This window comes from Methylomarinum sp. Ch1-1 (assembly GCF_030717995.2).
Classification (GTDB): Bacteria; Pseudomonadota; Gammaproteobacteria; order Methylococcales; family Methylomonadaceae; genus Methylomarinum; species Methylomarinum roseum.
Map to the genome: position 1 here is coordinate 129760 of NZ_CP157743.1, position 18389 is coordinate 148148.

Annotated in this window: 14 protein-coding genes and 2 pseudogenes; 9 read left to right on the plus strand and 7 right to left on the minus strand. The window is 51.4% G+C overall.

The genetic code is table 11. The annotated features are described in order from the left end of the window. Positions 1–163 precede the first annotated feature (163 nt). From Q9L42_RS21410 to thpR, 5 genes and pseudogenes are all read right to left on the minus strand, one after another. Positions 164–1260, minus strand: a pseudogene (locus tag Q9L42_RS21410) (hypothetical protein). 94 nt (positions 1261–1354) lie between these two features. Then, positions 1355–1567, minus strand: a complete 213-nt coding sequence (locus tag Q9L42_RS00945; protein ID WP_305906495.1) for a hypothetical protein — start codon at positions 1565–1567, stop codon at positions 1355–1357. Between the two features lie 9 nt (positions 1568–1576). Next, positions 1577–1876: a hypothetical protein gene (locus tag Q9L42_RS00950; protein ID WP_305906494.1), complete on the minus strand. Its 300-nt coding sequence runs from the start codon at positions 1874–1876 to the stop codon at positions 1577–1579. A gap of 208 nt (positions 1877–2084) precedes the next feature. Beyond that, positions 2085–2600, minus strand: a complete 516-nt coding sequence (locus Q9L42_RS00955; RefSeq protein WP_305906493.1) for a hypothetical protein — start codon at positions 2598–2600, stop codon at positions 2085–2087. A gap of 1 nt (position 2601) precedes the next feature. After that, the gene (gene thpR / locus Q9L42_RS00960; RefSeq protein WP_305906492.1) at positions 2602–3117 is read right to left on the minus strand and encodes an RNA 2',3'-cyclic phosphodiesterase; all 516 of its coding nucleotides are present in this window, start codon (positions 3115–3117) and stop codon (positions 2602–2604) included. Between the two features lie 389 nt (positions 3118–3506). Between thpR and Q9L42_RS00965 the strand changes: the two genes are divergently transcribed. The 4 genes from Q9L42_RS00965 to Q9L42_RS00980 all read left to right on the plus strand — a co-directional run bounded on the left by Q9L42_RS00965 (position 3507) and on the right by Q9L42_RS00980 (position 10283). Continuing rightward, a complete protein-coding gene (locus tag Q9L42_RS00965) occupies positions 3507–4979 on the plus strand; it encodes a RimK family protein (RefSeq protein WP_305906491.1) in 1473 nt (490 codons plus the stop codon). Between the two features lie 8 nt (positions 4980–4987). Beyond that, positions 4988–6058, plus strand: a complete 1071-nt coding sequence (locus Q9L42_RS00970) for a M14 family metallopeptidase (RefSeq protein WP_305906490.1) — start codon at positions 4988–4990, stop codon at positions 6056–6058. Beyond that, complete coding sequence (locus tag Q9L42_RS00975; RefSeq protein WP_305906489.1) at positions 6055–7158, plus strand: GNAT family N-acetyltransferase/peptidase C39 family protein; 1104 nt, start codon at positions 6055–6057, stop codon at positions 7156–7158. Before Q9L42_RS00970 ends, Q9L42_RS00975 begins: the two co-directional genes overlap by 4 nt. Positions 7159–7331: 173 nt before the next feature. Continuing rightward, entirely contained in the window at positions 7332–10283 is a 2952-nt protein-coding gene (locus Q9L42_RS00980; protein WP_349431746.1) for a DUF748 domain-containing protein, read from the plus strand. 29 nt (positions 10284–10312) lie between these two features. On the opposite strand, the gene Q9L42_RS00985 is transcribed toward Q9L42_RS00980, so the two are convergent. Then, positions 10313–11161, minus strand: a complete 849-nt coding sequence (locus Q9L42_RS00985; RefSeq protein ID WP_305906486.1) for an RNA-binding domain-containing protein — start codon at positions 11159–11161, stop codon at positions 10313–10315. A 355-nt stretch (positions 11162–11516) separates the two neighbouring features. Between Q9L42_RS00985 and Q9L42_RS00990 the strand changes: the two genes are divergently transcribed. The 3 genes from Q9L42_RS00990 to Q9L42_RS01000 all read left to right on the plus strand — a co-directional run bounded on the left by Q9L42_RS00990 (position 11517) and on the right by Q9L42_RS01000 (position 14722). Then, positions 11517–12098, plus strand: coding sequence for an SLATT domain-containing protein (locus Q9L42_RS00990; protein WP_305906485.1), 582 nt, complete (start codon positions 11517–11519; stop codon positions 12096–12098). A gap of 772 nt (positions 12099–12870) precedes the next feature. Further along, complete coding sequence (locus Q9L42_RS00995) at positions 12871–13422, plus strand: MauE/DoxX family redox-associated membrane protein (RefSeq protein ID WP_305906484.1); 552 nt, start codon at positions 12871–12873, stop codon at positions 13420–13422. After that, the gene (locus Q9L42_RS01000) at positions 13409–14722 is read left to right on the plus strand and encodes an FAD-dependent oxidoreductase (protein ID WP_349431747.1); all 1314 of its coding nucleotides are present in this window, start codon (positions 13409–13411) and stop codon (positions 14720–14722) included. Before Q9L42_RS00995 ends, Q9L42_RS01000 begins: the two co-directional genes overlap by 14 nt. Before the next feature lie 458 nt (positions 14723–15180). On the opposite strand, the gene Q9L42_RS01005 is transcribed toward Q9L42_RS01000, so the two are convergent. Further along, the gene (locus Q9L42_RS01005; RefSeq protein WP_305906481.1) at positions 15181–15915 is read right to left on the minus strand and encodes a response regulator; all 735 of its coding nucleotides are present in this window, start codon (positions 15913–15915) and stop codon (positions 15181–15183) included. 165 nt (positions 15916–16080) lie between these two features. Here Q9L42_RS01005 and Q9L42_RS01010 point away from each other — a divergent pair, with 165 nt between their 5' ends. Beyond that, the gene (locus Q9L42_RS01010) at positions 16081–16557 is read left to right on the plus strand and encodes an RNA polymerase sigma factor (RefSeq protein ID WP_305906480.1); all 477 of its coding nucleotides are present in this window, start codon (positions 16081–16083) and stop codon (positions 16555–16557) included. 185 nt (positions 16558–16742) lie between these two features. Next, positions 16743–18387 (plus strand): annotated as a pseudogene (locus tag Q9L42_RS01015) (ISNCY family transposase). The last annotated feature ends 2 nt before the right edge of the window (positions 18388–18389 follow it).

The window sequence follows — 18389 nt, forward strand, 5'->3', positions numbered from 1 at the left end:
ATCCCTAGCTTTTATCGAAATTCAATAAAAACTCATATCCCTGAGCACATTAGAGTCTTTCTTTTGCTTCGGTATTGGTCAATTGTAGTAGCGCAGTTTCCTCGTCATCGGTAATTTGCCCTTCCGATTCCTTCAGATTATAACAACGACTAGAACCACAATATCATCGGGCAACGCTGACATTAATCGGCATAATACTGAGGCGTCCGGCCACTTCAAGCCGAAGGCCATTATCCAGAACAACGGCTTCCCAACTACGATAAGGAGGCGGCGGTTTATAGGTTGCAGTAACTTGGTCATAGCGACCTTCAATGCCCGTCATCGCGGCCATGGAACTCGTTGCAGCGGCCTTGACTCCATCATCAGTGCTTCGCGCTCCCGCATAAAAATCATTGCCCGGCCACGAGACATGATCCCAGGCTACCACGCTAAATAACAGGCATTTGCTAAAATCGTCACCTGGTTCCTGATAGTCGCTGGGCCGGCACAATTGAGGTTTGTCCTGATTGCCTTGGGTCAGAGGTCTCACCATGAAAGACAGGTGGCCTATTTCAAAGCGCTGGTTATCACATTCGTTATAAGGGTCGAAGTACACCGCCCTGATATTGGCAAGCTGGGTATGATGTTCGCTCAACAGGCGCAGCAAGGCCTGTTTAAGCCTCTCGCCCAAAGACCCCATGAACTTTCCTGCGAATTGGCCGCAGCCCAACCCCGGGACGGTAATGAAAGCCTGCCAGCAGCGCCAACCACCGCATCGGCATGCAAAAGCAAAGGCAGTAGACGATAGAGATACAATTGATAATAGCCTTCCTGGTCGATCTCACCGTCTTCGCCGACCACGTCCCAATCCACCGGTATTTGCCGCCGGCCGTTGCGCAATAAAGCCCCAGCGGCAAACAGAAGATGCGCCGCGAATGGCTCTGCATGAGGCACGGGAGTATGATGTCTGCCGTCATCATAGACCTCTACCGGAACGGCTATGCCTATCGCGCCTAACAGTTTCAATTCCCGCTTATTCCAGTCCTGACCATTGCCGTAAACGGCGCTTTCGGCAAAAATCTGCGGGCGCTTGGTGCGCAACAAACATTCAAGGAAGGCTTCGACGGATAATCGGGGGATTTCCTTCCCCTGCAATTGGGCTTGAAGATAGCTTCCTGGCGAGGTTGCGCCGGTCTGAAGCTCCTGCAAATAGCTTGCCGCGTTCTGATAAGCCCGACTATGCAGGAGAATCTTATATCGTTTTTCCAATGCGTTACTCACAAATCATCAACCACTTGCCTATCATCCCGCGATAGTTGCCATATGAAGAATAATCCCGCAATGCGGACAGCCGAATAATTCGCCTTTGAGCAGGTCAGCTTTTTCCGCCAAAAAGCCATTTTAATAGATCGCCTAAACCCAATGTCGTTCTCGAATAAATGCGGTTATAAGCCGCCTTCTTGGGATCGGTCAGCCAGCCGAAGCCACGCGGCGCCTTAACGCCTAGGGAATGGCGGACCATGCGTTTTACCGATGTTCGCGCGGCGATACGTTTTTTCAATGAGGGTTTCCGAAAACCGATTTTCATATTTAATTCTCAGCCAATCATCGAATTTGGTGGCGCCCAAATGAAAAGTAAAAAACCAACGACCGCTATAATCGCATGAGGCAAGTAGATGTTTCGCCAAAATGCTAATTCCAAAAAACTGCTCGGCCTTTTATAAACAGCTTGATGGATACGGCTCCAGTAGCGATTGATTTGGAGCGGAACAATTTTTCTTTCTGGATTTTGCAGCAATATCGTTCTATCGAGCGAATACGCGCATAGTGAAGACAATAACAATAGATGCGGCGCTTGCTTCCCAGCAATTCCCACTTTGGCGTTCAAAAAGGGCATGGGTGTGTTTGGCGAGGATGTCTGGGTTTAATCCTGCGACGGAGACGCAAGCTGTTCCGAACCGCCGAGCAAGTCATTGGCTTATGTTTTATTACCATCTGGGACGTTAAGATAATGAAGGAAATAAAATTCTTCATCGTTACGCTGCGTGACGCTTTTTCACCCTCGGACACATCGCTTCACGTGGCGCAGTATCTGCAAGTTTCAGCTAGAAACAGACGGCGTAATCGAACAGAAATTCATGGCAGTTGAAGAAGATGCGCGGATAATCCATGCGTATCAACAACTTCAAGCCATATTCAAAATAAACGGCCAAGGTCATCAAGCGAGCTAGCGCGGCCCAAATGCGGAAACGACAATTCGCCGAATTGCGCCAGACACAGAGCGTCCAAAACACCACCGGAGTGAACAACACAAAATACACATCATCCCAACTGGACACGGTGAATTCGCCGCTAATGGCCAGGGTGTCGACGACATATAGCAGCAGATTCAACACCAGGAAAAACGGCCAGAACATACGCCACAAAGCCATTCTACCCAGCCAGGCTTGCAGCAAATAATGGCGAAAACCACCTTTATCCTCGGTCACGGCGATCCCAGCCGTCGGCTCGGGCGCGCTGACCCAGAGCAAGCCGCCTATCATCAGCGCCAGCAACAAAAATTCCAGAGGCGTCAATGCCTCGATCCGATAAAAAAATAGCGGCAAAGAATAGACAAACATTTTATGCTCCGATCAAAGGCCAACTTTCCAACACCTGATAATGCACGCCGTCTTCCGCGCTGACAGACTCCACCAGCGCAAAGCGGTCGGCGCGCCAGAGCAGCGGCCGCATCTCGATATCGGGCTTGGATCTCGCCTTGCGCGCCAGCGTAACATGAGCCTTGTAAGGCCTTTTATCGACATCGAGTTCACAGCCGACGGCGATCCTGGTTAAGCCGACGACCAGCTCCAGCAACGACCGGGGCTGTTCCGTGCAGGTCAGCGACAAGATGCCGGGCCTGCGCCATAACGTCAGCCGATCGAATTGAATTTGCACAGGTTCGGCAACGATATTGCCGGCCTCCTCCCTGATGACTCTTTCCTGTTCGGCATTGACGCTGCCCAGAAACACCAACGTAATGTGAACATTGTCGGGCTTGACCTTCCTTAAGCGGTCATTTTTTATCGTCCGGTTCAATTTGACCACCTTGTGGCGAGTTTCCTCGTCCGGCCATAAGGCAAAAAACAATCGTTTCATAATGCTTCCTGAGGGTGTCTGATGGGGTTCGAGTCGCTTTCCTTATTATCCGGTATTAGCCATTACGAAAAATGACAATTATTTTTCTGAGCCTATTGTATTTTAACGTTTTAAGCTTATTATCGCCGTAAATTCCCAATTTTGATAACACAGAGGGCTTGGGGGGTGTTTGGCGAGGATGTCGGCGGCAGGGAGTCCGCCGTCAAGCCCCCAGGGATGGAGTTGAGGCGTTCCTCGACAGCCCCGCCCTAAACACCGCCAGAACGCTCAAACTGGGAACTACTGGTAAATTTCAGTCATTCTCAATTTGAATGAGAGAGTGACCGAAGCTTGCAAAGGGACTTGATTTCGGGAAGTAATTCTTAACCCTTGCCCTCTTCAGGATAACCATGCAAACACTTCATATAGTCGTCGATCACCTGGAAGACTGGCGGCCTTACTATCCAAGCAAAGAGTTGATCAGCGCCGAGGATTATCTGTCGTCTCCGGTGACCGGGCCGGACAGTAAAACGCGGGTCATCAACCTGTGCAACGATTACGATTATCTCAGCGCAGGCTATTACTGTTCGTTGCTGGCCGAGGCCCGCGGTCAACGCGTCATCCCGTCGATACGCAGCATCAACGACCTGGCCAATCACCGCTATTACCGTTTGTACGACAACGATCTAACGCCGTTTCTGGAAAAATGTCATCTCGCCGACACGGAACGGGTGCCGATGAAAATATTTTTCGGCCAGCCCTCTCTGCCCGGTTCGGAAAAGCTCGCCCGCCGCCTGTTCGAACTGTATCCCTGTCCGATCCTGAAGGTCGAATTCAAATACCGCGAACACTGGGACATCGACGCGATTACTCCTGGCAAACTGACCGAACTCAATGATGACGAACAAACCCTGTTCGCCAACGCCATCGACGCTTACAGTCGAAAAATCTGGCGTAAACCGAGATCGCGCAAACGTTTCCGTTTCGATCTGGCGATCCTGTGCAATCGCAAAGAAGACATGCCGCCGAGTAACGCCAAGGCGATCAAACAATTCATACGCGCCGGCAATGAGCTGGGCCTGGATGTCGACATCATCGGCAAACACGATTACGCCAGGCTGTTGGAATACGATGCCCTATTTATCCGCGAAACCACGGCGATCGACCATCATACCTACCGTTTCGCCAAACGCGCGGAAAGCGAGGGCATGGTGGTGCTGGACGATCCGGACTCGATACTGAAATGCACCAATAAAGTCTTTCTGGCCGACTTACTGGCCGCGCATAAAATCGCTATGCCGAAAACTCATTTGTTGATGCGCGGTGCAACAATTGCTTATCATGAACTGGAACGACAACTCGGTTACCCGATGGTGTTGAAAATTCCTCACGGATCTTTTTCCCGCGGCGTCGTTAAAGTACAAAACCGCGCCGAAATGGCTCAACAATGCCAAACCTTGTTCAAAGAATCGGCGATATTATTGTGTCAGGAGTACGTCGCCACCGATTATGACTGGCGCATCGGTTTCCTCAACAACAAACCGATCTATGCCTGCCAATATTTCATGGCCCGCGGCCATTGGCAGATTTACAATCACAGCGACAAAGCGCTGCAGAAAAGCGGCGGCTTCGCCACGCTGCCGATTCACCAGGTTCCCAAGGATGTCATCAAAACTGCCAGCCGCGCCGTTAAGCTGATCGGCGACGGCCTCTATGGCGTCGATATGAAACAATTGCCGGATCGCAATGTCATTATTGAAATAAATGATAATCCCAGCATCGACAGCGGCGTCGAAGACGCCTGGCTCGGCGAGGAGCTCTATCGCACCGTGATGGGCGAATTTCTGCGTCGCCTCGAGCGCCTGCATAACCATTACCGTTGAGGATAACCATGCCAATTGCCTACGACCTGGACTGCTTTTCCGATCACTATTCGAGTGCGCGGGAAAAATTTTTGCAGACCTGTGCTAAGCAGCCCGGTCAGCTGAGCAGCTACACTCACCCACTCAACAGCGAAGAACTGCCGCTGGCGACCGACGTGTTCTGGCTGGGCCCTAAACAGGCCGACAATGTGTTGGTAGTCATCAGCGCAACCCATGGCGTAGAGGGATTTTGCGGTTCGGCGGCCCAGATTCAATGGCTGCGCCATGAAGCCATGCCGCCAACAGACAGCGCAGTCATGCTGATCCATGCCCTGAATCCGTTTGGTTTCGCGTATTGCCGACGCGTCAACGAGGACAATATCGACCTGAACCGCAATTTCATCGACTTCGAGCATATCCCGGTCAATGCCGCTTACCAGCAATTGGCCGACGCCATTCTGCCGGCCAATCAAGAACAGTTCCACGACGGCGATCTGCTCCTGACCGACTACCGCAAGCGCCAGGGCCAACGCGCATTGGAACTGGCGATCAGCGGCGGCCAGTATCAGTTTGCCGACGGCCTGTTTTACGGCGGCGTTCGCCCCAGCTGGTCGCAGAGGCTGATCGAAACAGTCATTGCCGACTATCGACTAGCCCAGCGCCGACGATTGATCGCAGTCGACATCCACTCAGGGCTCGGGCCCTATGGCTACGGAGAAATCATCAGCGACCATAACCCCGATTCTACCGGCGCGTCACTGGCTAAACGCTGGTTCGGCGACAGCGTCACCGAGCCGGCCCGCGGCACCTCGACATCGGTGCCTAAGTCGGGTCTGCTCGATTATGCTTGGCACCCGTTGACGGGCGATAACGGTTGTTACGTCACGCTGGAATTCGGCACCTACTCCCTCGCCGAAATGTTCGCGCTACTGCGCGAGGAAAACTACTGCTGGCAAAGAAACGTTAACACCGAGAAAAAAACAATGGTACAACAACGCATGCGCGATCATTTCTACCCAGCCAAACAAGATTGGCAAGAAATGGTGCTGTTCCGCTCCGCCCAGGTCATAGGTCAAGCCATACAAGCCTTGTTGGAATGAGCGACACCTTATTTCGCCAGGCGACTAAAGCCGATATCGACGCACTGGTCGCGATAGAAAATCGCTGCTTCACCGAGGACAGACTGACGCAGCGCAACTTCCAATGGATGCTGGAAAAAGCCCATGCCGACATCATCGTGGCCGAAATGGCCGAGGACATCATCGGTTACGGCCTGTTGCTGTATCGACGCGGCACCTCCCTGGCCCGCCTCTATTCGCTGGCGATACTGCCTGAACACCGCGGCGGCGGCCTGGCATCCTCGCTGCTATCCGAACTGGAACAATGCGCCCGCCTGCACGATTGCGTTTATCTGCGCCTGGAGGTCCGTCCCGACAATGAACGCGCCATCGCCCTGTACCGGCGCCTAGGTTATCGTCAATTCAGCCGCAAGCTGGATTATTACGAAGACCATAGCGAGGCGCTGTGTTTTGAAAAGCGCGTCATTTATCCGCAACCGGTCACCCGTGTGGCCGTACCTTATTACCGGCAAACCACCGAATTCACCTGCGGCCCCGCCTCCCTGCTGATGGCCATGGCGGCGTTGAAAGAGGACCAGGAACAAAGCCAGGCGCAAGAACTGCAACTGTGGCGGGAATCTACGACGATCTTCATGACCTCGGGTCATGGCGGTTGTGGCCCCCATGGCTTGGCGCTGGCTGCTTACCGGCGCGGATTCGATGTGGAAATGTATTTGAGCGATCAGCAGGTGCTGTTCATCGACAGCGTGCGCAATGCCGAAAAACGGCAGGTCATAACGCTGGTGCAGCAGGATTTCATGCGCCAGCTTCAGGACACGACGGTCAAAATTCATTATCAGAAACTCATGCTCGACGAACTGACCGGGCGCCTCGACGAAGGACGCATTCCGCTGGTTCTGATCAGCACCTATCGCATTAATCGCAACAAGGCTCCGCATTGGGTCGTGATCACCGCGCATGATTCGCATTTCGTCTATATCCATGACCCGGACATGGAGGAAGGCGAACACGCCAGCATGACCGACAACATATACGTCCCGGTGCCGAAAAACGATTTTCCGTCGATGGCCCGTTTTGGCCGCCGTCATTTACAAACGGCGCTGGTTCTCTCGCGCAATTGAGTGTGTTATCTTGTTGCCGTCGGCTACAAGACATAGTCCGTTCAGGGTATGAGCCTCATATCTTAACCCGTTTCACAGTCTCGTAAGCATTGTCTACTCTAGCGAATAAACGGCATTTCATTAGGACAATCCGTCAGACAAAGACTCTATCCACTTATCGATGGGTGAAATTCATGAAGAGACCAACCGTTTCAGCAACCACCCGAACCATCCTGTTATCGCTTGCCGGCGTGCTGCTGCTTTATAGCCTGGCTGGTTTTTGGCTGCTGCCGGCCGTGTTATCCAGCCAAATCCCCAAACTGGCCCAGCAAAAGCTCAACCGGACTGCGTTAATCGACAATATCCGCTTCAATCCATTTTCGTTGGAACTGACAGTAAACGGCTTTGCCATCCACAATCGAGACGACAGTCCCTTTGTCGGTTTCGAGCGACTCTACGTCGACCTGGCATTGCTGAAATCGGTGATGAACCTGAGCCTGACCCTAAACCAAGCCAGTCTGGAAGGGCCCGTGGTTCAGGTCACACGGCATAAACGAGGGGATTTCAATTTTAGCGACTTGCTCCCGCAAGATCAGGCCCAACCCGAGCCTGAAAAAAATGCCGACGACAAACTGTTTCCCATCGTCATCACCCAAGTCGACCTTTCGAAAGGCAAACTCGGCTGGGAGGATCATTTTCACGCTCAAGCGCGCAAGGAAAGCATTTATCAGCTCGAGCTGGACCTGAGCAATCTCTCCACCCGCGAAAACGAACACTCGCAGCTGGTGTTTTCCATGGATATCCAATCCGGCGGATCGTTGCAATGGCGAGGCAATCTGAGCCTGAATCCTCTGCTTTCCGACGGCCATATCAAGCTTTCCCAAGTCAGTTTCCCCAGGCTCTGGGAGCTTTTTTTACAAGATGCAGTCGCGTTTGAAATCATAAAGGGCAGCGAGCTGATCGAGGCCGATTATCGTCTCAGTGATTCGAAGGCGGGCCTGCAACTGCTGGTCGACAATGGCGTTGTCGACATCGACGCCGTTCAAATTGCCGAAAAAGGCAGCCAGGAGCCGGTCATTGCCCTACCCGATTTCAGACTATCGGGCATCGCCTTCGATTTGCACAACAAAACGGTCAAGATCGCCGACATTAAGGGTAAAGACGCACTGTTCAAGGCCTGGTTGGACCCAGACGGCAATCTCAATTATCAAGCCCTGTTTGCCGCAAGTGGTGAACAACAATCCGGCAACCAGGCAAAACCGAGCGCCGCCGGCCAAGAGACGCCTTGGCGGCTGACGGCCGATCGCCTGGCGCTGCAAAATTTCGCCTTGCAGTTTAGCGATCAAACTCTCCCGAAGCCGACCCAAATCAATTTGACTAACGTCAACCTGAGCAGTCAAGATCTGAGCAATAAGTCCGGCAGCCTTCTGCCTATCGAGCTGGCAATGACCGTCAACGATGGCGGCAAAATCAACATCACCGGCGAAACGGTCATCGACCCGTTCACCGCCAACCTGAAGGTTAACGCGAACCAAGTCGCCATCGGCGATTTTCAAGCCTATATCGACCAGGCGCTTAGGCTCGACATCGTCTCCGGCCTATTCAATCTGCAGGCCGATATCGCCATGCAGCGCCTGGAAAACCAAGCCTTGGCTATCCGCTTGCAGGGCAACAGCGATATCCAGGACTTTGTCAGCCAAGACCGCATTGCCAATCAGGACTTCGTCACTTGGCGGCGGCTGGCTTTGAACAACATCAACATCAACCTCGCGGATAACCGCTATGAGATCGAGACGATCACGCTTGAGCATCCATACGCCAGGGTGCTGATTAGAAAAGACAAATCCGTCAATCTCACCGATGCCCTGATCCCCAAGACCGAAACCGAAACCGAAACCGAAACGCCGGCCGAACAAACCCAGGCGACTAGCGAACAACCAGCCCCTACATTCAAGATCGGACGCATCGAAATGAGCGAAGGCGAATCGGATTTCGCCGATTTATCGCTGATACTGCCGTTTTCCGCCCATATCAATCGATTACAAGGCGGGGTCGACGGCATTTCCTCGCAGCAGAATGCCGTTGCCAAAATCGCCTTGGCCGGCACGGTCGAAGGTCTGGCGCCGGTCGACATCGAAGGCAGCATCAGTCCTTATCGAGGGGATTACGAATTCAAGCTGGATTTCCGCGGCATGCCGATGCCTACAATCACCCCCTATATGGCCGAGTTCGCTGGGCGCAAGATCGAAAAAGGCAACATGTCCTTGAAGCTGCAATACACCCTCCAGGACAATCAATTGACCGCCTCCAACAAGCTGCTGATCAACCAGCTGGTATTGGGAGACAAGGTGGAAAACCCCAAAGCGGTTTCTTTGCCTTTGGATCTGGCCATCGCCTTGCTGGAAGACAGCGACGGCAAAATTGTCCTGGATGTGCCCATTACCGGCAGCCTGGACAATCCGAAATTCAGCGTATCCGGGATCATCGTCGACGCACTGGTCAATGTCATCACCAAAATCGCCTCGTCTCCGTTCAACGCCCTGGCCTCATTGATAGACAGCGATGGAGATATCAGCAGAATCAGCTTTCCCGCCGGTAAAACTCTGTTAACAAAAGAGCAACAAGACAAACTAAATGAACTGGCCAAGGCCTTATCGGATCGGCCGAAGTTGCAGCTGGAAGTCAAAGGAACAGCCTTTAGCGAACTCGACTGGCCGGCATTGCGAGAGGAGGCGCTGAACCAGCAATTAAGACAAATCAGGGCAAACGAATTGAATCGTGATCGTGAAAAAAAGCTGACGGCAGAGAATATTCAGTTGAACGACGAACAATACCGGCGTCTGCTCGCCGACCTGTTTATCCGCGAATACCCGCAACTGGCGGAACGCTCATTCTTCGGCACGCCCCGATTGATAGATCCACAAATGGGGGATTTTTATCGAGTCGCCAAGAGCCGATTGGCGGCCGACATTCCTCCCGATAACGAGCGTTTGCGGAAACTGGCGGCGAAGCGGGCGCAAGCCATCGCCAGACATCTGCTTGACAGAGGCATTGCCGTGGAGAGGCTGTTCTTGCTAGATGTCGCCGTCGATCCCGGCAAAGCCGCAGAAAGCGCAGATTCGCTGTTGAATCTGACGGTACGGTGAGATTGATTCGGCCGATACTTAAAACAACCTTAGCCGGAATCGATTGGAATGGCTTTTTGTTTCCAGCGGCTTTGCACAAAGTCCAAGGCCTCCTGAACATTCAAGTCCCGGGTCGAACCGCCGGTGCGCAGGAAAAATTTAGGCGTTTTACCCTGGCTTAAGAAGACCGGGCGGTGCGCAGGAGAAACGATGACGCGACAGACCTGCTTGCCGTCCCTGACATGAAACAAAATATGCAGATGTCGACACAAATCGGCGCCCAAGTTGCTTGAAACGGCCGTCATCAAGGCTTGTTCAAAGCCATCCTGATTGGGTTTTTTCAAGCTTTGAAAATCCTGTTGCAAGCCTAGAATCGCGCCGTCATCAGAAACACCGATTAACAACGTGCCGCCCCGCGCGCTGTTCATGAAACCGGCCAGAGTTTTTAACACGACGCTTTCCAGCGTACGATTAACCCGCGATTGTTCAATATCCCAGCGCAATGAGGATTTAAATTCCAACCAAGGGCCTTCGCCTTGCTCGATGATCGACAGCAGATCCTTATCCAACTCGTGTTTTAACAGCTCGATCCGATGCAGGCGGCGATGGATAAAACCATAGATCGCAAATGACATCAGCCCAAGCAAGGCGCCGATTTCAGCATAAAACAACAGGTAGTCGCGTTGAATGCTTATGTCCCCCTGAAATAAGGCCTTACTCTGTGTGAGGATGTAGCCGAGCGCCGATATTTTTCCTTCACTGAGCGTTTGCATCTCGATGAAATCATTACTCGGCGCCAACACCAACATACCAATGACAGCGCCAATCAAGGCGGCATAAACATACAGTTTTAACTGTTGTTTCCAGATTGACAAGATTAATAGAAAAAACCGTTTCATACCTTCTTTCAAAGAGTTCGCATATCAGCTTAAAAATATCACGCTTTATAGAGACTATGCCATAGCCAACCCAGTTCAAAATTAAGCGCACGATAAGCCTCACGGCGCCGCTGACGAAACCGAATCAAAATCAACTCGAACGACATTTCTCTGGACTCCGGATATCGGCAGTGTTTTAATCTTAGCATAGGTTGTTTTGCAGACTGCGAACGCTATGCCTCCAGCACGATTCAGAACTCATCGCAGCTCAAAAATCATTGCTTATGTTGAACAATTCCGCCTTTTAGGAGTCGCCTTAACCATTCCTGAAAGCGCCGAACTCCGATCTAGCCAAGATGATAACAGGAGAATGACCATGAAAATCGAACAAAAAACCTTATTGCAGTCCTGGCGCACGGAATTGATGATTCTATTTCAAGCGCATTATGTCAGATCGATCGCGATCAGGCGCTTGAATTATCTGCTGGGCGTTCCCTGTATTCTGATCACGATGCTGGTCGCCAGCTATATCTTTTTCACGATCACTCATAATCCCGATTTCTGGGTCAAAATGATGGCCGGCATGCTGTTGTTGCTCGGCGCCATCCTGGCCTCGTTGCAAACTTTTCTGAAATATTCCGAACAAGCGGAAAATCATCGCAATGCCAGCGCTCGTTATCAATCCCTGCATCACTCCATCGACCAGCTGTTGGCATTTCCTCCCGACCGGGAGGCTGAGCTGGCGGCCTGGTGTGACAAGTTGCGCGATCGCTGGGATGAATTGAACCTGGAAGCGCCCAATGTTAACAAGGATGAAGGCAACCCGCCCAGTTCTTACACTAGTCAGGCGCCGATTCGATATGCTGAACAGCCGTCCGTCAAAATGGAAAACGCCACTGCCGCCGAACCTACCCCGGAAAAAACCGCAAAACAAACGAAAACTGATAAAGAAGAGTAGCAAACCTGGATCGTAATTATTCAGCGTAGTTTTATCAGAGGGTGTCGGTCATTGATTTATCGGGCTGTCTGCAACAGGAAGTTGCAGTCAGAGCTTACATGGAAGTATTCACGCGTCCCGAGAAATCAATGACCGACTGCCTAAACCCTGGAAGATAATGAATAGTTACCCCGGCTCTTTCTTGAAGGGAATGAAGTTTCTGGGAAATCGGACGAAGAAGGCTGGACAAACATCACGAATGCCATAGCAGGCTCTAGCTTGAGAGATTTTGTTCGAGATTCGAAGTCCGATTTTTAACTATTCAGTTGGGTATTGAGAAAATATTTCGTAATTATTGCAAAGGCCGCCTTTGTGAAATAACCGTGCTAAGGCAGGAAAAAGCGGACGCAACGAAATATTCAACCCGCTCCGACCGTTTGATTTTTGTAACTCCTCACTCCCATTCGTAGGGTGGATAAGCGGAGCGCATCCACCGGGTCGGCATCTTTGGTAGATGCGCCCTTCAGGCTTATCCACCCTACATGCCCTGCCGCGTTCGATAAGTGGGGCGAGCAGTTACTGATTTTTTTAACTTGGCATAAAAGTGAAAGATTCAGGACGGAATCACAGATCCCGAGCAGCTCCAGTATCGCCTCCGCTGATCTCAAAAGTCACCGATGCCGTCATCGAACAGGAGCATAGGATATGTTGAAAAAAATTCCCTGATGGAACTTTTTTTTCGTAATTCTGTTGGGAGGTTATAGAGAGAACGTGCATTATGCGAGGCGTCGTGATGAGTAAAAAACCTGATTTCAAGCAACGGGATGAACTTCGAGGAAAGTCTTACAGCGATTATTGGCCGCTGATTTCGCTTATCGTTATAGCCGCATCCGTCGGTGGCTCGCTCGCGCTAAACGCCCCCTCTGGAGATTTGAGTCTCATGCACTCGTGGATGCATTATTTCATGGGGTTCTTTTTATGCAGCCTCGCCATGCTGAAGATTTTCCATCCTAGCGCCTTTGCCGACGGTTTCGAAATGTATGACCTATTAGCCCGACATTTTCGTGCTTACGGCTATCTCTACCCCTTTATCGAGTTAGCATTGGGCTTGGCCTATTTCTCTTTTTGGCAAATGCCTTGGATCTATGGTGCAACAATTTTCATCATGACTTTTGGCGCCTTTGGCGTCGTTTCCGCGCTGCGCCGCGGCCTGGACATCAATTGTCCCTGCATGGGATCAGTATTGGAGGTGCCCTTATCGACCGTTACCTTGACCGAAGATATCGGCATGGCTCTGATGGCTGGCTTGATGCTTGCCATGGGAGGAGGCTATGGAATTTTATGATGTTATCGTGATTTCTGCGGGAACGCTGGGGCTGCAGGCGGCTGAGCAGCTGAAGATGCATCAGGCAAATTACTTGATTATCGAACAGGACGAAGGGGCCACGCTGCGCGACGCTAGCTGGGATGTCGCGATCAAAACCCTGATCGAGACCGCCCATGTCTTTCATACCCGTAATAAATACGACGCCCTGGGTATCGAAGGAGCGCAGCATGTCATTGCCAATATACCGGAGATCCTGGCGCATATTCGCAACGTACAAGACGACTTGATCAGTGGTCTTTTCCAGCGACTGGAAGAACATCCTGTCATACACGCCCAGGCCAGTTTTCTCGATGCTAACACACTAAAAGCCGACAGCCGCTCATTGAAAGCCGATAAAATCCTGATCTGCACTGGCTCTAAACCTATCATTCCCGGAATATTTAGACCGTTAAAAGCCGATATTCTCACCATCGACAAGCTTTTTGAACAAGAAGATTTACCACAGAGTCTGGCAGTGGTGGGTATGGGCTGCAGAGGGGCCGAGTTGGGCCAAGCTTTGGCCCGTTTGGGCATCGAAGTTTTTGCTGTCGAACCCACAGCTACCATCGCCGCCGTCAGTGATCCGGAGATAAACCAAACAGCACAATATATTATGCGCCAGGACATGCGGCTTTATATGGAAACCCAACTGCAAACCGTGGAAAAAGAGGATGGAGTCTATCGCCTCATTGGCGAAAATAAGACCCTAGAAGTTTCGGGAATCTTGCTGTGCGCGGGACGATCACCCAATTTGCAAGGCATGGGTTTGAATAAATTGAATATTCCCTATTCTGGCGGAACGCCTGTATGCGACCGACAAACACTGCAGATCAAGGGACGACCTATCTATGTGACTAGCGTTGATGATAACGGCCGCAGCTTGCCGCAGTCAATCGCGAACAAAATCGCTTGCGAACATGCATTAGGGATCCGCGGCCAAGCCGAACCTGAGAGCTCATTGAGGATCACATTCACCGACCCTCCGGTTGCTTCCCTGGGTCAGAAGAAGACAGGCGCCATCGAGGGCCGCGCGCTGCTGGACAATCGAAACGACAATGGGCTAGAGGAACAAGGCATGGTCAAACTTTACGCCTCGTCCGAAGGCAGGCTGACCGGTGCGGAAATGATGGCGCCAGCCGCCGACCATCTCGCCCATTTGTTGCAGCTCGCCATCCAACAACAGCTAAGCGCAAATCAACTACTCGATTTACCGTTCTATCCCGCCTCGTTGGAAGCCGGCTTGCGCGACGCTTTCACCGAGATTGCCGGTAAACACTAAGCCAGCCACCATACCCTGCGACGCCTGTTAGAGCATCGCCTCCGGGCAACTACTGAAAAAGCCAGCGTTAGCTATTTCAGCATTGCTAAAGAGTTTTATCGATTCAGCCCTCCGAATCATTGGCCTTTAATGCCAAGCACGATGCTTAATATCCCGGCCACCCGCACCTAACGCCAATTCTTAGCAGGGCGCAGGCTCAGCGCGAAACCGAACAACTTGAGACGCATCGATGCCTTTGAATTGCTGAGCGAGGTGAATAACCCGCCCGCCCAGGGTGTGCAAGTGCCGCATGAGGCAGGATGCCATTAGCTGCCATGAATGTATTTATCCAGCACCTAAATACCTTAGGCTATTGGCTATGATTAATAATCTTCGTTAATTTAGGTGCTGGGTGAACCCGTCCCGAGAAATCAATGATCTGCTGTCTAAATCCTGCAAGACGCTGAATAATTACCACTTTATTCGATCACGGTTATTTCCGCATCGAGCATATAACCGATGCCTCGGATGGTTTTGATGTAGGGTTGTTCACGATGATCATCACCGATTTTCTTGCGAATCCGCGAGATCTGCACATCGACGGCACGATCAAAGCCTTCATAATCGCGCTCGCGGGTAAGGTCAAACAACTTGTCTCGACTCAGCGCCTTGCGCGGGGACATGGCGAAGGCTTTTAGCATTTCGATTTCCCCCGGCGTCATATCCATAGGCTTTTTATTTTCATCGAGGAATTCATGACGTTGCAGATCCAGATACCACTGACCAAAATGAAGGATAGTAGCCGTTTCATTTTGACGTCTGGACACAGCCTCTTTTTCAACACTGTTCACCAAACGCAAATTAGCCTTAATCCGAGCATATAGCTCGCGCATTTCAAAAGGCTTTCCCATATAGTCGTCGGCCCCCATTTCCAGCCCGATAATTTTATCCATGGTGTTATTCTTTTCGCTGATGACCAAGATGGGGCAAACGGTTCGTGACCTGATTTGATTGATCAAGGCAATGCCGTCTTCATTCGGCAAAACGACATCGAGCAGAATCAGGTCTGGATGCACTCGCTCAAATTCATCGAGAACATTTTGATCGTAGCGTGCTGTGATAACGATGTACCCTTCTCGAACCAGAAAATCGCTAACGACGGTCTGGGTTCTTTCATCGTTATCGACGATCAAAATGGTGGTTTTACCATTCATTGCAAAGATATAGGCAACTTTAGCTAGTTTTGGAACATAGCATATTGCTTACAAAATTGTAACAAAATTCTTTCGAGATTCTTACAAAGTGGAAAAACTCAGTTAACAAGCAACTGTTAAGCTTTTAGATACGCTAACAATGGCAAAGCAAAAAGGAGGAAACCGATGTTTCAATCCCAAGAACTTGTCAACGAAATCGATGGTTTGCATAAATTTGCGCTCCGCCTGACAAATAATAGCCATGAAGCTGAAGACCTGCTCCAGTCCACCTTGTTAAGAGCCCTGGAGAAAAAATATTTATTTGAAAATGGCAGCAATCTATTTAAGTGGAGCTCAAAAATCATGTTCAACATTTTTGCCTCCCGCTATCGCCGCAAAGCAAGATTCGAGAGTCAACTCGACCCTGAACCAGTCATTGAACGCCAAAATAGTTCTGCCAATCAATACGATAGAGTTCAGTGCCTGGAAATTGGCGAAGTGATGAAGAAAATGAGCCAGGAACACCGTCAAGTCTTACTATCAATTTGCGTCAAGGGCTTGAAATATAAAACGGTCGCCAATCAACTCAATGTGCCTGTGGGCACGATACGTTCACGTTTGGCCAGGGCTCGCAAACAATTGCAGCAAAACCTGGACTACTAGTACATAGTGCCTGACCGAAAATTGATTATCCCTAAAATAATCAATGGGATATAATGAATTCCGGGAAATGAGTTTGCAGCCCAAAATCACGATTGTTGCGTTGCTCAATCCGTAAGGTACTGATTTTGGGTGAGCGCCGCCATAAAAATTTACGAAAACCAGAAATCTTCGTCCGTTGAAATCCTATGCGCACCGTCAAGAATCCGCAAATGAGCCTCGGTCAGGTCGATATTGCCGACATCGAGATTAACCTCAAATCCAGAGACGACATCCCGCAACTGCTGCTAGGGTTGCAGTACATCTATACCACGCCCGAACTGCGCGACCGTGTGTTCGCCATCCTCGAGCAGGTTATTCCCTACCGAAGCGGTCAGGGCCTTAGCGAAGCAGAGCGTCAGCAACCCGCTGACCCAAGGCGCGGTCGGCCCGGCCTGGAACAATGGAAAATTCTAGTGCTGGGCGTTTTGCGTCTGGGCCTGAATACCGACTATGACCGCATCCATGAACTGGCCAACCACCACAATACCATTCGACAGATGCTGGGCCATAGCGACTGGTGTGACGACACGAAGTATTCTCTCCAGCGCATCAAAGACAATCTGAGGCTGTTCACCCCGGAACTGTTCGATCAAATCAACCAGGAAGTGGTCAGAGCCGGCCATGCCCTGGTAAAAAAAAAGCCAAACGCTGGGCCAACCGTCCGCAGTGACTCGACTGCCGCCGCGACGGTCGACCACAGCGATAAACTGAGAGGGCGGTGCGATTCCTTTGTGGTCGAAACCGACGTCCATTTTCCGACCGACATCAACCTGCTGTATGATGCGATCCGCAAAGCCATTGAAGAGAGTCATACGCTGGCGAAACACTATGACCTGCCGGACTGGCGTCAATACCGGCACAACATCCGGCGACTCAAACAACAGTACCGAAGAGCTCAACAGCTCAAACGCTCCACCAGCCAGGATGAAAACAAACAAGCCGTACGGGAACAAGCCATCCAACAGGCTCATCAGACCTACCTGGACCTGGCGAGCGCCTACCTGGGCAAATCCGAGCGCACCTTAAAACAAGCCCTGGACCGTGGCGCCCTGGCCGATGAAACGCAGCCGTTGCAATCCTACCAGGCCTATGCCCGCCTGCTGCTGGACCAAATTGAGCGCCGCGTCATACGCAGCGAAACCATCCCTCATGCCGAAAAGATCTTCTCCGTGTTTGAACCGCACACCGAATGGATCAGCAAAGGCAAAGCTTCCGCTCCTGCTCACGCTCCTTACCTACATCCCTGTAGGCAAAGCAGGCGTCCCGGTTGAGTTGGGTTTAAGGGTCTGCGTGATGGAGGACCACCATCGCTTCGTTCTTCACCACCTAGTGATGGAAAAGCAAACCGATGACAAAGTCGCCGTCGACATGGTCACCGAAACGCGCCGGCGCTTCCCCGAACTGACCGTGACCAGCTTCGACAAAGGCTTTCACAGCCCGGCTAACCAAAAGGAACTGAAAAATCATCTGGAACAGGTGGTTTTGCCCAAAAAAGGCCGACTCAGCGCCGCGGATCAAGCGCGGGAAGGCAGCAATGCTTTTAAACAACTACGCCACCAACACTCCGCCGTGGAATCGGCCATCAATGCCCTGGAGCATAACGGCTTGGATATCTGCCCCGACCACGGCCTCGATGGCTTCAAACGCTATGTCGCACTGGCGGTCGTCTCGCGCAATATCAATCGGTTGGGCGTCAGCAGGCGCAGGCGAAAGAAAAACGCAAGCGCGGCCCCTACCAACAAGCGGCCTGAACAATACCATCGGAGCGAGAAAAGGCTCACTACAGGATAGTT